This window comes from Stenotrophomonas sp. MMGLT7 (assembly GCF_021168555.1).
Classification (GTDB): domain Bacteria; phylum Pseudomonadota; class Gammaproteobacteria; order Xanthomonadales; family Xanthomonadaceae; genus MMGLT7.
Map to the genome: position 1 here is coordinate 69218 of NZ_JAJOZS010000002.1, position 13696 is coordinate 82913.

Consider the following 13696-nt stretch of genomic DNA (forward strand, 5'->3'; position numbering starts at 1 on the left):
GGGGGATACGGCATCGGAGGATCGGGAAAGCGCGACTCCGGGAACCAAGGCCTCCCAAGCCCTTGCCAGGACCGGCAGTGACTGCCGCCGCATGTGCGCCGGCCCAGTATCGCAGAGCCGCCGTTGCCGATCACCGGCAACGGTACCCGCGGCCTGCAGGCCGGCCCGGCTGCGCCCCGCCCGCGGCACGGGCCCTGGACAGGCGCCGCCGCCGCTTTTCGCGTCGCGTTCCACGGCTCCTGCATGACGCCCGGCGGTTCCACGCGTGGGTGTCTTTGGCTATGCTATCGAGAACCACTTGCATTTATCTCTCTCCACTTTTCGTGCCGCCTGCCACCGACCCCGGTCTCCGCCAGCCGCACGTTTCAGGGCCTCCAACTTCATGACTCCATACCTCCGCGGGGCGGTGTCCACGCCGCTCGCCGCCGCCGTCTGCCTGTCCCTGTCCGTTTCCGCGCCGGCACATGCGCAACAGGACGAACCCGGCACCCTGGACACCGTCGTCGTCTCGGCCTCGCGCGCCAACATGACCGTGGCCGAATCGCCGCAGACGGTGTTGATCATCGACAGGCAGCAGATCCAGCAGCAGTTGACGATCTCGAGCAACTCCTCGGATGTCCTGGCCAACCTGATCCCGTCCTACACCCCCAGCCGCGGCAAGATGAACGGCAGCGGCGAGACCCTGCGCGGGCGCTCGCCGCTGATCCTGATCGACGGCGTGCCGCAGTCCAACCCGATCCGGCCGACCGGGCGCGAGGCGCACACCATCGACTTCGGCATGGTCGAGCGCATCGAGGTCATCCAGGGCGCGAGCGCGATCAACGGGCTCGGTGCCACCGGCGGCACCATCAACATCATCACCCGGCGCCCGCAGGACGGCTCGCTCAACCAGCACATCGACGTGCAGGCCACGCTGCCGACCGACGAGACCCGCGCCGAGACCGCCAGCTACGAGACCCGCTACCGCGTCGATGGCCGCTCGGACCGGTTCGACTACCTGTTCTCGGCCAGCTACAGCGACCAGGGCCTGTACGTGGACGGCAAGGGCCGGCCGATCGGCGCCGACAACACCCAGGGCGACCTGATGGACTCGCGCGGCTACGACGTGCTCGCCAAGCTCGGCTATCAGATCGACGACGCCCAGCGCCTGGTCGCCAGCGTCAACCGCTACCGCATCCGCAACGACAACGACTACATCGGCATCGCCGGCGACCGCGCCCTGGGCATCCCCACCACCTCGGTCCGCGGCACTCCCGCAGGCACCGCGCCGCACAACGACGTGTGGACCTCCAGCCTGGCCTACACCCACGACGACCTGGCCGGCATGCAGCTGAGCGCGATGGTGTTCAACCAGGAGTTCGAGGGCCTGTTCGGCGCCGACGACTCCAGCACCTTCCAGGACCCGCTGATCGCGCCGGTGGGCACGCTGTACGACCAGTCGCGCTCGGTCGCCTCCAAGTGGGGCAGCAAGCTCAGCCTGACCAAGGACGACCTGCTCGACTCGCGCCTGAAGCTGACCGGCGGCTTCGACCTGCTGGCCGACAGCGGCAAACAGGACCTCCACGGCACCGGCCGCACCTACGTGCCGGAGTCGGACTACCGCAACGTGTCGCTGTTCCTGCAGGGCGAGTACAAGCTGCTGCCGGAACTGACCCTGCATGCCGGCGTGCGCCGCGAGGAGGCCGAACTGGAGATCGACAGCTACCAGACCCTGTGGCGCTACAACCGGGTGGACGTGGAAGGCGGCAAGCTGGATTTCAACCAGACCCTTTACAACGTCGGCCTGGTGTACGAGCCGGTGCGCGACGTGACGTTCTTCGCCAGCTACTCCGAGGGCTTCGGCATGCCGGACGTGGGCCGCGTGCTGCGCGCCATCAATGTCCCGGGCGCCACCGTGGCCAGCCTCGGCGACCTGGAGCCGATCCTGACCAAGAGCGTCGAGGCGGGCACCCGCATCCGCCGTGGCGCGTTCGACATCGACCTGAGCTACTTCCAGTCCAACTCCGACCTCGGCACCCGGGTGGTGTCGGTCGATGGCGCCTTCATGATGAGCCGCGAGAAGACCCGCGTGCAGGGCGTGGACGCCGCCGTCGCCTACCGCATCGACGAGGCGCATCGCGTGCGCCTGTCGTACGCGTATACGCGCGGGCGCTACGACAGCGACAACGACGGCAGCCTCGACGCGCGCCTGGACGGCCTGAACGTGGCGCCGAACCGCCTGATCGCCACCTGGTCGGCGGACTGGACGCCGCGACTGTCCACCTTCGTCCAGGCCCAGCACGCCTTCAGCCAGTCCTTCGACGAGGCGGCCAAGCGCTTCAGCGGCTATACCCTGGTGGACGCGACGGCCAGCTACCGGCTGCCCCGCGGCAGCCTGCGGCTGGGCGTGTCCAACCTGTTCGACAAGGACTACATCACCTACTACTCGCAGTCGGCGCTGGTGGAACCGCTGCGCTACTTCGCCGGCCGCGGGCGCACCGTCACCGTGGGCTACTCGCTCGACTTCTGAGCCTCGCCGGCGGAGCGCTTGCGGAAGCCGCAGGCCGTTGCAGCAGGCGCTGCGCGGCCTGCCGGCGGCGGCCGGGTGGCCTGCTCGAGGGGCAGATTCGCGTAGGCGGGCCGCGTCGGGGTCCCGCCTCACGGGGCATCTCGACAGCCGCGGGCCGGCCCTCTCCTCAGTAGCGCTTGATCCCGGGCACCGTGCAGCCGGCGATCTGCGCGTGGGCCGACGCCGCGTTTTCCGCCTGCCCGCGCGCCAGGCGCGACTGCTCGATGGTCGACCAGTGGCGGCGGCACAGCGGCCCGGTCTTGGAGCCCAGTTCCACCGCGCGCAGGGCGTAGGTCTCCGCACCGGCGTAGTCGGCGGCCAGCAGCGCGATCTCGGCGCGCTCCTGCAGCAGCGACGGATTCTCCGGCGCCAGCTGCAGGGCCTGGTCCAATGCCCGGACCGCGCCGGCCAGGTCGCCGCTGCGCCGCTGCGCGTCGGCCTGCTCGCGCAGGTCCTCCACCTGCGGGTCGCGCAACGGCGCCACCGACAGCTCGGTATCGTCGGCGCCTGCGGCGGCATCGACCGCGGCCAGGCGCTGCGCCGGCGTGGTGGTGTCCACCGGCACGGATGCCGTGGGAGGCGGCGCGCTCACGCATGCCGACAGCAGCAGCGGCGGCAGGATGGCGGCCAGCAGGCGGGGCAACCGGCGCAGGTTACTGGACATGGCGGGAATCACTCTGCGGGGGAGTCTGCGGGCGTGGCGGGTGCGGGCTGCTGCTGCGGCCGGTCGAGACCGAACCAGCTGCGCCAGCCGCCGCCTTCGTTCTGTTCGCCGTCCGGCTGCGGCTGGGTCGCCGCGCACGGCGCATAGGCCGGCGCATACCCGACCACGAACGGGAACTGGCGCGCGCCGGGGCATCCGGGGTCGGTGCTGGCAGAGCCGCTGGCGCCCACCCATTGCCAGTCCAGGCCCTTGCCGTTGACCTTCAGCGGCGCGCTCGGCAGCCGCGAGAAGATGCCCGACCATACCCGCATCGCGCCGGTGGCGCCGTACAGGCCGGTCTGCTCGTTCTGGTCGTTGCCCATCCACACCACCGCCAGGTGGTCGCCGGTGTAGCCGGCGTACCAGCTGTCGCGGCCGTCGTTGCTGGTGCCGGTCTTGCCTGCCGGCGACAGCCGGCCCAGGCCGTCGGACAGCAGCTGGCGGCCGGTGCCGCCGGTCACCACCTGCTGCAGGCCGATGCCGATCAGGTTGGCGGCGATCGAATCGCCCTCCTGCGCCGCGGCCGGGGTCTTGTCGTAGCGCTTGAGCAGCTTGCCGTCCGGGGCGAGCACGCCGCGCACCGCATGCAGCGGCTGGATCTCGCCGCCGGAGGCCAGGAACTGGTACAGCTGCGCCATCGCGTACGGGCTCTGGTCGGTCGATCCCAGGATCAGTGCCGGGTTCGGATCGGCCTTGATGCCCGCCAGCACGTGGACCAGCTGGGCGATGCGCTCGGGCCCTACCTGCATGCCCAGCCGCACCGTGGCCTGGTTGTACGAATGCGCCAGCGCATCGACCAGCCGCACGGTGCCGTGGCTGCGGTTGTCGGAATTGCCCGGCGACCAGTTGCGGCCGCGGCTGAGCTGCACCGTCACCGGCGAGTCGTCGACCCAGCTGGCCAGCGACCAGCGATCCGGCTGCGCCAGCGCCAGCAGGTAGACGAACGGCTTGAGCAGCGACCCCACCGGACGCTGCGCCTCGACCGCGCGGTTGAACCCGGGCTGCGCCACGTCGCGGCTGCCGACCACCGCCAGCACGTCGCCGTTGTGAACGTCGGTGAGCACCAGGCCGGCCTGCAGCGGCGGGCGCTTGCGCCCTTCCAGCGACTTGACGGTGCGCGTCACCGCGCCTTCGGCATAGGCCTGCGCCGCAGGCGACATGCCGGTCAGCACGCTCAGCCCGGCGCCCTGCAGCGCGCTTTCCGGGTAGTCGTGGGCCAGCTGCCGGCGCACCAGGTCGATGTAGGCGGGGAAGCGGTTGGCCGCCACCAGGCCCGGATTGGCCGGTACGCCCAGCGGCGCGGCCAGCGCGCGCCGGTACTCGGCATCGTCGATCAGCTTGTTGTCGTGCAGCCTGCCGAGCACGAAATCGCGGCGAGCCGTGGCCCGCTCCGGGTTGCGCCGCGGATCGTAGTACGAGGGCCCCTTCACCAGCCCGATCAGCAGCGCCACCTGCTCGGTGGTCAGCGAGTCCAGGTCGCGACCGAACCAGAACTCCGCGCCAGAGGACACGCCGTGGATCGCCTGGCTGCCGCGCTGGCCCAGGTAGACCTGGTTGAGGTAGGCCTCCAGGATCGTGCGCTTGTCGTAGCGCGCCTCCATGATCAGCGCGTACAGCACCTCGTTGAACTTGCGCGTCAGCGTCTGCTCGCGGCCGATGCCCAGCAGGCCGCTGCGCGCCAGCTGCTGGGTCAGCGTGCTGGCGCCCTGGCGGGTCTGCCCGCCGGACTTGACCATCACCCACACCGCGCGGGCGATGCCGCTCAGGTCGATGCCGTGGTGATAGGCGAAGTCGCGGTCCTCCACCGCCTGCAGGCCGGTCACCAGCAGGTCGGGGGTCTCGTCGATGCGCACCAGCCGGCGCTCCTCCTGCTTCTGCCCGTACAGCGTGGCGATGCGCGCCGGATCCAGCCGCACCGCCTTGAGCGCCTTGCGGGTACCGGCCTCGCGCAGCGAAGCGACGCGGCCGCCGGACAGCGCCACCTCCACCTGCCGCGCCGGCACCTTGCCGTCCACGTCGATGTAGCCGCGGCTGGCGATGGCGAAGCGCCCGCCCTCCTGCGCATAGGTACCTGGCGCCTTGCCCTGGCCGTCGTCGCGGTAGGACGCCGCGTCCAGCTCGGTCTTGAGCGTGGCCGCGTCCAGCGCCTTGCCCGGCTCCAGCACCAGCGGCCGCGCGTACACGCGCGTGGGGATCTGCCAGCGCAGCTCGCCGAAGTGCCGGGTGACCTGCTGGTTCAGGTACAGGGTGTAGGGGATCAGGAAGCCCAGGCCCAGCGCAACGACGGCCAGGCCCCAGGTGATCAGCCGGTTCTGCCAGCGCGAGCCTGGGTCCTCGATGTCATCCTCGTCGTCAAGTTCTTCGGGGTCGTAGTCGTAGCGTCGGGGCACGGGAATGCGAGAATGTAAATTCCGGCGAGTCTAGCGCAGCCCTGTCGGTGGCGCGGGCCCGCCGCGTTTCCCGTTAAATTGCCGCACAGGGACGGGCGGGCTGGCGCGCGGGCTGACTGGCTGACTGGCTGGCTGGCTGGCTGGCGCGACAGGATTGGCGCAATTCGAATCCCCGCGCACGGATGTGCGGGCTTCTGCGAAGGATTCCATGTAAGGAGTTGCAACCCGATGTCGATGTCCCTGGCCGATGCGCGCTACCTGCTGCAACGCGTGTCGGGCCTGATCCGCCGCGGCCTGTCGAGCCTGCGCGCACGCGGCTGGCGCGCCACCTGGCAAAGGGTGCGGGTGCGGACCGGCAGGCTGCCGGCCATGCGCGGGCAGCCGCTGTGGTTCCCGGACGAAGCGGAGTTCGCCGCGTTCGCGGTGCCGGCCAGCCTCACGCCCGTGGCCTCGATCGTGATCCCGGTCTACGACCAGTGCAGGCATACGCTGGCGTGCCTGCGCGCGCTGTCGACACATCCCCCGGCGACGGCATGCGAGGTACTGGTGATCGACGACGGCAGCACCGACCAGACCGCCGCCTGGATGAAGCAGATCGAAGGCCTGCACTATCACCGCCGGCAGCAGAACGGCGGCTTCATCGCCGCCTGCAACGACGGTGCGGCGCTGGCGCGCGGCCGCTACCTGGTTTTCCTCAACAACGACACGGTGCCTCAGCCGGGCTGGCTGGATGCGCTGCTGGCGACCTTCGATACGCATCCCGATGCCGGGCTGGTGGGCGCGCAACTGCTCTATCCCGACGGGCATCTGCAGGAATCGGGCGCGCTGGTGTTCGCCGACGGCAGCGCCTGGAGCTACGGCCGCTTCGAGTCGCCCGAGGATCCGCGCTACGCCTATCTGCGCGAAGCCGACTACTGCTCCGGCGCGGCGCTGGCGATCCCGCGCGCATTGTTCGCGCAACTGGGCGGGTTCGATCGCCGCTATGCACCGGCCTACTACGAAGACACCGACCTTTCCTTCGCCGTGCGCGATGCCGGCCACCGGGTGCTGGTGCAGCCGGCCAGCCGCGTCGTCCACGACGAGGGTACCAGCCACGGCACCGATACCGGCAGCGGACTGAAGGCCTACCAGGTGCGCAATTCCAGCGTTTTCGCCGACAAGTGGTCGCAGGCGCTGGCACGGCAGCCGACCCTCGACGAGGTCGTGGGCCCGGGATTGCCGCATCGCCGCCAGCGGCAGATCCTGATCCTGGACGAAGCGGTGCCGCAGGTGGATCGCGACTCGGCCTCGCTGCGCCAGTTCAACCTGATCCGCCTGCTGTTGGCCGAAGGCGCACACGTGGTGTTCGTCCCCACCGGCCGCGAGCATGGCGGCCGGCACACCGAAGCGTTGCAGCGGCTGGGCGTCGAGGTCTGGTATGCCCCGTACCTGGGAGGCATCGGCAGCTGGCTGGCCGAGCATGGCAAGCGATTCGCCGTTGTCGTGGCAGTGCGCCACCACGTCGCCGGCGAATGCCTGCCGCTGCTGCGACGCTATGCGCCGCAGGCAAGGCTGGTTTTCGATACCGTTGACCTGCACTACCTGCGCGAGCGCCGCGGCGCCGAGGTGGCCGGCGATGCCGCCCTGCTACGTGGCGCCGAACGCACACGTTCGCGCGAACTGGCGGTGATGCAGGCGATGGACGTCACCCTGCTGGTCAGCGAGGCCGAGCAGCACCAGTTGCGGCAGGACGCGCCGCAGGTCCGTACCGCGCTGCTCTCCAACCTGCACGAAGTCGCCGGTCCCGGCCTGCCGTGGTCGCAGCGGCGCGACCTGGTGTTTGTCGGCGGGTTCGGCCATCCGCCCAACGTCGATGCAGTGAAATGGTTCATCGCCGAGGTCCTGCCGCGGCTGCTGCCGCAACTGCCGCAGGTCCGCTTCCATTGCATTGGCGCCGGCGTGGCGGAGGACGTCCACGCCCTCGCCGCAGCGCAGCCGGCAGTGGAACTGCACGGTCATGTACCCGAACTGCAGCCGTGGATGGATGGAGTGCGCGTTGCGGTGGCGCCGCTGCGCTTCGGCGCCGGCGTCAAGGGAAAGATCAACCTGAGCATGGCTCACGGCCAGCCGGTGGTGGCCACCTCGTGTGCGGTGGAAGGCATGTACCTGCACGATGGCGAGGACGTGCTGGTGGCCGACGAGGCGCAGGCCTTCGCCGATGCAGTGGCCCGCCTCTACCTGGATCAGGCGCTATGGCAGCGGCTGGCCGACAACGGCTTGCGCAACGTCGCCGAGCATTTCTCGATGGATGCCGCCAAGGACACCGTGAGGCGCGTATTCCTTGAATGACTTCCGCGTGCCGACGGTAACGAAGCAACGCCGGCGGAGAGGGGAAGCGCGTCCTCGGGCATAGCCGGCCGGGCAATCCACATGGTCCTGCGCGGACGGAGAATCTGGCGAGGTTCCGGGGCGGAGTCCGCCCCGGAATTCAAGCTCAGATGTAGATACAGCCACGGTCGGTGCACACGGCAACGCGCAACCATATCCCGTCGAAGCACTGATAGATCGCGTTTCCATCCCGCACTTCCTGCCCCTCGTTCTCCGCAGTGCAGGGAATGCTCGGGAACGCCCACGCCGCTCCAGCCACGGCCAGCAGCGAAAGAAGGAACAATGCAGAGCCTGCTTTTGCCATTCTTTTCATGGAATACCCCATCCAGAAGTAAACCGCCGTCCATTGCGTTTCCACTGTCTCGCCGATTTGGCGGCAAGGCCGTTGCAGCAAGCGGCGGCGTACTGCCGCACCGCCTTGCCCGGCAAAAGTAGCACCGTCCCCGCCTCGGGATTCATGCGGCCCGTCACAATCGAAACCATCTCCCGGGGCCGGAAAATGGCCTCGTATCGCCATCCGGTCCCTTCAACCGGAGCCATCACGGGAGTTATCCGGACGCTGCCCCACCAATCCGTGCCGCCTCACCCCGCCCGGATGGGCTGGGACGATCGGTCGATCATTGCCGACCACTGTCCCATGCATTCGTTGGGGCCAACCCTCACGGTTGCGCACGCAGCGTCGCCGCTGCAACCCGCTGGCGGAACTCGGCCAGCTCGGACATCGACGGATCCAGCCGGCCCGCTTCCTCCAGCGCCTGGCGGGCAAAGGCCACGTCCTCGGCGCGCAGGCGCTCGCTGCCCACGGCGATCCAGCGCTGCGCCAGCCGGCGGCGGGCCGCCGCGAGTCCCGACGATTGCGGCGCCAGCGAATGCCAGGCGTCCAGGCAGGCGCCCGCGGCGCGGACGCGATTGCCGCTCAGTTCGCGTTCGAAGCAGCGCTCGGTCTCCGGGACGATGCGGGCCGCGGCGCGGCGCACGCGCGCATCGGCCGGCGCCAGCGCCTGGGCCGCACGCAGCGCGTCGTAGGCACTGGCTCCGGGAGGCGTCAGCCAGTCGCCGCGGGCGCCCGCCGCGTCCAGTTCGGCCAGCCGTTGCCGCAGCCTGCGCTCGCGTACCGCTGGCGACAGCTTCGATTCCATCGACTGCTGCGCGCGCCGGCTCTTGTCCACGCTCTGCCGGGCCTCGGCCAGCACCGGCGAATCGGCCGCCAGGGCGGCAGCCGCTTCCAGTGCGCGCTCGGCCTCGGCGAAGCGGAAGTCGGCCGAGCTGCGCACGGCCATGCCGGCATAGGCGGCGGCGGTGCGCTCCAGGCCCTGTCTGGCCTGCACGTCGGTGGGAACGGCCGCGAGGATCTCGCGATAGCCCTCGCCCGCCCGCGCCAGCCGCTGGCGGCGCAGGTCGCCATCGGCGCGCCTGCGCCGCTGCTCGATCGCCGCGTTGAGCGCGGCCTCCTGCGCGGGCAGGTCGTAGTGGCCGGCATCGTAGCCGCGAGCACGGCCGATGATGTCGGCCGCCTCGGCCAGGCGGCCGCGCGACAGCGCCGTGCCGGCCTGCTGCAGCAGGTCGGACAGGGCGTCCTCGCGCCCTTCGAGCGCCGCGGTGCGCCCGGGCTCGTAGCTCAGCACCTCCCGGTACAGCGGCAGCGCGCTGTCCGGCGTGCCGTCCAGCCGGCCCTCGGCATGCGCCTGCGCGGCCTGCCGCAGCAGGTCGTCGACGCCGGCATGGCGGGACCGGCGCTGGCGCAGCTGGACGGCGATCTCGGTCACCTGCGCCTGCGGCACCTGCAGCTCGCGCGCGAGTTGCAGCGACTCGCTCGCACGCGCGTACTCGCCTGCAGCCAGTTCCGCGCGCGCGCGCGCCAGTGCGGCCTGCCCGGTCGATGCCAGCCCCTGGCGTGCCTGGCTGCGGTCGCCGTCCAGCGCGAGCGCCGCCTCGTACAGCTGGCGCGCACCGGTACCATCGTCCGCGCTGAGCCTGCCGGCCTTCAGCGCCGCCTGGCCGCGGTCGAGCAGTTGCTGGATACGCGTATCCGGCCACAGCCAGTCCGCCAGCGGCTGCCGGAACACCGCGGCCAGCCCGGCGAGCGCCAGCAGCACGAGCAACATCCAGCGCCAGACCACGCGGTCGCGCCACGCCGGCACCTCGCGGACATGCGCGCCGTCGCGGCCATGCGCGCGTTGCGAAGGGGAGCTATCGGGGCGATCCGGCGGTTGCACCGGCCAAGCTTAGCGTCGCCGGCGAGAAAACCGGCGTCACGGCGCAACCTCGTTCAGAGAGCGGGAAAGCAAGAATGCCGCAACCGGGCGATCCCGGCGGCGGCGCCGGCCCGGTACTGCGAACCGGCGGCGGTGGTCCTCGACGAAGCTTGACCTGGAGCTTTGCAGCCTGATGGTTCGAGGGGCCGGAAGCGCCCCTCGAACCGGGACGGCTAGTACCACACGCAACCACGACTCCCGCAGACCCCGACAACCTCCCAGGTTCCCCCGAGACACTGGTAAAGCCGGTTGCCCTCCTGGACCGTCTGGCCAGTATTTTCGCTCGTGCATGGGGCGGTCGGTACCGCCGCGGCAGCACCCGCGAAAAGCATCAGGGAAAAAATCGCCATGGAAACACCTGCCTTCAACATCCGTTTCATCGCCGTTTCCTCATCCATGCTGCATGGAGCCGCCATCGTCCACGAAACGTCGCGAGGCATCCTGGCAGACACCGGCGGCACGAATGTCGCCACGCCTTGCCGTTCCAGGCTAGCAGCGTAGCCGGCCGTCTTTCCGCCGATCGGATCACGGAAGCAGACAGCGCGCGTCACGGACAGGCCAGATGCCTGCGGGAATCGCCATCGCCCGGGCGTCCGTTGGCCTTATGGGGCCGCCGCTGGCGGTCTTCCCCCGTCTTCACCCCAGCCGACGCGCGTGGTCCACGCCCGGCAACGCATCGAGCTTGCCCAGCAGGTTGGACAGCTGGCCGTAGTCGCTGACCTTCAGCCGCAGCCGGAACTGCGCGCGACCGCTGTCGCGCACGTTGTCGCTGTTGATCTCCAGCACGTGCGCGTCCTCCTGCGCGATCAGGTTGGTGATGTCCTTTAGCAGCCAGCGCCGGTCGATGCCGCGCACCACCACGTCCACCTCGTAGCCGCCTTCGGCCTGCCCCCACTCCACCGGCAGCACGCGCTGCGGGTTGACCGCCGCCAGCCGCATGAAGGCGGCGCAGTCGCAGCGATGCACGGTGACGCCGCGGCTGCGGGTGAGATAGCCGACGATCGGCTCGCCCGCCACCGGGTGGCAGCAGCGCGCCAGCTGCACCAGCAGGTTGCCCACGCCCTGCACGGTGAACTTGGACTTGCCGATGTCGTCGCGGCGCGCGGTGGGCCGCGGCGTGGCGGGTACCGGCGGCGCGGCCGCGGCGCGCTCGGCCTCCAGCAGCGCGCGGCTGACCTGGCTGGGGCCGGTGTCGCCCAGCGCCACCTGGATGTAGAGGTCGTCGATGCTGTCGGCATGGAAGCGGCGCGCCATCGGCGCCAGGTCGGCCTGCGCCAGCCCCAGGCGCTTGAGTTCGCGCTCCAGCAGCTCCTTGCCGGCCTGGACGTTGCGCGCGCGGTCGAGCTTGTGGAACCACGCCCGCACCTTGTCGCGCGAACGTCCGCTGGCAAGGTAGCCGTTGGCCGGCAGCAGCCAGTCGCGACGCGGTTCGGCCTCCTTGCCGGTGAGGATCTCCACGCGGTCGCCGCTGCGCAGCTGGTAGCTCAGGGGCACGATGCGGCCATCGACCTTGGCGCCGCGGCAGCGGTGCCCGACCATGGTGTGCACGTGGTAGGCGAAATCCAGCGGGGTGGCGCCGCGCGGCAGGTCGATGACCTCGCCCTTGGGAGTGAGCGCATAGACCCGGTCCTCGACCAGCTCGGCATCGAGCGCGCCGGCCAGTTCGCCCTGCTCGCCGTCCTGCGATTGCTCCAGCAGCTGGCGCATCCAGGTGATCTTGCGGTCGAACGCCTTCTCCGCGCCCTTGCCCCCCTCCTTGTAGCGCCAGTGCGCGGCGACGCCGAGCTCGGCCTGGGCGTGCATCTCGTGGGTGCGGATCTGGATCTCCACCGTGCGCCCCTCCGGGCCGACCACGGCGGTGTGCAGCGAGCGGTAGTCGTTGGCCTTGGGCCGGGCGATGTAGTCGTCGAACTCGCTCGGCACCGGCGCCCACAGCGCATGCACCACGCCCAGCGCCGCGTAGCAGGCGGCGACGTCGTCCACCATCACCCGCACCGCGCGCACGTCGTAGAGCTGGTCGAAGGACAGCCGCTTCTTCTGCATCTTCCGCCAGATGCTGTAGATGTGCTTCGGACGGCCGCTGACCTCGGCGCGCAGGCCGTGCTCGGCCAGCGCCCGCGACAGGTCGTGCTTGACCGACTCGATGTAGCGCTCGCGCGCCACCCGCGACTCGTCCAGTTCGCGGGCGATGTGGCGGTAGGTGTCCGGTTCCAGGTAGCGGAACGCCAGGTCCTCCAGCTCCCACTTCAGCTGCCAGATGCCCAGGCGGTTGGCCAGCGGCGCATGGATGTCGCGGGTGAGCTGGGCCAGGGCGCGGCGCTCGTCCCCGGGCAGCGCGGTCGCCGCGCGCATCTTGGCCAGCTGCCGCGACAGCAGGATCGGCACCACCCGCAGGTCGTGGATGATCGACAGCAGCAGCCGCCGCAGGCCCTCGCTGTTGCGCCCGGCCTCGCGCCCGGCGTGCAGCGCCCACACCTGCTCGGCCGCGTCCTGGCCCTCGAGCAGCCCTTCCAGCGCCTTGACGCGCTTGTCCGATCCCAGCGGCAGTCGCCCGCGCAGCTCGCGCAGGCCCGGCAGGTCGAACAACAGCGCGGCGGTCAGCGCGGTCTCGTCGGCCGCCAGCAGCGCCAGCGAATCCAGCGTGTCGGCCAGCACCGGCCACGGCAGTGCGATGTCGCGGCGGGTATCGGGCTGGGCCCAGGCCTGCGCCAGCGCCTCGCGCAGCGGCGGTGCCAGCGTCGCCAGCGCGGGACGTCGAAGCAGGGCTTCCAGGCTGTCGGGCGGGACGGCGGTCAAGGCGGTTCCAGCAAAGCGCGTTCGGACAAGGGATGCGAATACACTAGCCCTCCTTCGTCCCGGGAAACAATCGCCATGTCATCGCCGCGCATGCTCCGGCTCGCCGCCGCCATCGTCCTTTCGACCTGTTTCGCCGCGCCGGGCATCGCACAGCGCGCGGTATCCGGCGACCTGCAGCAGCAGATGACGCCGGCCGAGTTCAAGGCCGCCGGCCTGGACAAGCTCAGCGCGCAGGAACTGGCCGCGCTCAACGACTGGCTGCACGGCAAGGTGGCCAGCGAGACCGCCGATGCGGTGGAGCGGGCGAAGGAGGAAGGCCGCCAGGAGGTGATCGTCAAGAACCGCGGCTTCTTCGACTTCGGCACCAAGGAACCGATCGAGAGCACCCTGGTCGGCGGCTTCGACGGCTTCGCCAAGGGCAAGCGCTACGTGCTGGCCAATGGCCAGGAATGGGAACAGACCGAAGCGGCCAGCCTGTCCGGCGTGCGCCTGTCCGATCCGGAGGTGAAGATCGCTCCCGGACTGATGGGCGTGTGGTACCTGCAGGTCGGCAAATACAACACCAAGGCCAAGGTGCGGCGGGTGAAGTGAACGGCGCGCCACCGCGCAATTCCCGTGCTGCGGGCCGCGGAGTAAG

8 protein-coding genes are annotated in these 13696 nt (G+C 70.4%); 3 read left to right on the forward strand and 5 right to left on the reverse strand.

The annotated features are described in order from the left end of the window. The first annotated feature begins 382 nt into the window (after positions 1-382). Positions 383-2509: a TonB-dependent receptor gene (locus LRX76_RS03075; RefSeq protein WP_231801990.1), complete on the forward strand. Its 2127-nt coding sequence runs from the start codon at positions 383-385 to the stop codon at positions 2507-2509. 166 nt (positions 2510-2675) lie between these two features. Here LRX76_RS03075 and LRX76_RS03080 read toward each other — a convergent pair whose 3' ends face one another. Both LRX76_RS03080 and mrcB read right to left on the reverse strand, forming a co-directional pair. Beyond that, positions 2676-3200: a tetratricopeptide repeat protein gene (locus LRX76_RS03080; RefSeq protein WP_231802611.1), complete on the reverse strand. Its 525-nt coding sequence runs from the start codon at positions 3198-3200 to the stop codon at positions 2676-2678. A gap of 20 nt (positions 3201-3220) precedes the next feature. Beyond that, positions 3221-5641: a penicillin-binding protein 1B gene (gene mrcB / locus LRX76_RS03085; protein WP_231801992.1), complete on the reverse strand. Its 2421-nt coding sequence runs from the start codon at positions 5639-5641 to the stop codon at positions 3221-3223. 228 nt (positions 5642-5869) lie between these two features. Between mrcB and LRX76_RS03090 the strand changes: the two genes are divergently transcribed. Then, positions 5870-7969, forward strand: a complete 2100-nt coding sequence (locus tag LRX76_RS03090; RefSeq protein WP_231801994.1) for a glycosyltransferase — start codon at positions 5870-5872, stop codon at positions 7967-7969. 145 nt (positions 7970-8114) lie between these two features. Here the strand turns inward: LRX76_RS03090 and LRX76_RS03095 are convergent, their stop codons facing one another. The 3 genes from LRX76_RS03095 to LRX76_RS03105 all read right to left on the reverse strand — a co-directional run bounded on the left by LRX76_RS03095 (position 8115) and on the right by LRX76_RS03105 (position 13059). Further along, positions 8115-8366, reverse strand: a complete 252-nt coding sequence (locus LRX76_RS03095) for a hypothetical protein (RefSeq protein ID WP_231801996.1) — start codon at positions 8364-8366, stop codon at positions 8115-8117. Positions 8367-8667: 301 nt separating this feature from the next. Beyond that, positions 8668-10224, reverse strand: a complete 1557-nt coding sequence (locus LRX76_RS03100) for a hypothetical protein (RefSeq protein ID WP_331716749.1) — start codon at positions 10222-10224, stop codon at positions 8668-8670. A gap of 675 nt (positions 10225-10899) precedes the next feature. Then, on the reverse strand, positions 10900-13059 hold the full coding sequence (locus LRX76_RS03105; RefSeq protein ID WP_231801998.1) for a bifunctional (p)ppGpp synthetase/guanosine-3',5'-bis(diphosphate) 3'-pyrophosphohydrolase: 2160 nt from the start codon (positions 13057-13059) through the stop codon (positions 10900-10902). Between the two features lie 75 nt (positions 13060-13134). Between LRX76_RS03105 and LRX76_RS03110 the strand changes: the two genes are divergently transcribed. Then, the gene (locus LRX76_RS03110) at positions 13135-13650 is read left to right on the forward strand and encodes a hypothetical protein (RefSeq protein WP_231802000.1); all 516 of its coding nucleotides are present in this window, start codon (positions 13135-13137) and stop codon (positions 13648-13650) included. The last annotated feature ends 46 nt before the right edge of the window (positions 13651-13696 follow it).

Excerpts from the sequence above, each read along its gene's own strand:
- LRX76_RS03075 (WP_231801990.1), top strand. The coding sequence starts at position 383 with ATGACTCCATACCTCCGCGGGGCGGTGTCCACGCCGCTCGCCGCCGCC.
- LRX76_RS03110 (WP_231802000.1), top strand. The coding sequence starts at position 13,135 with ATGTCATCGCCGCGCATGCTCCGGCTCGCCGCCGCCATCGTCCTTTCG.
- LRX76_RS03090 (WP_231801994.1), top strand. The coding sequence starts at position 5,870 with ATGTCGATGTCCCTGGCCGATGCGCGCTACCTGCTGCAACGCGTGTCG.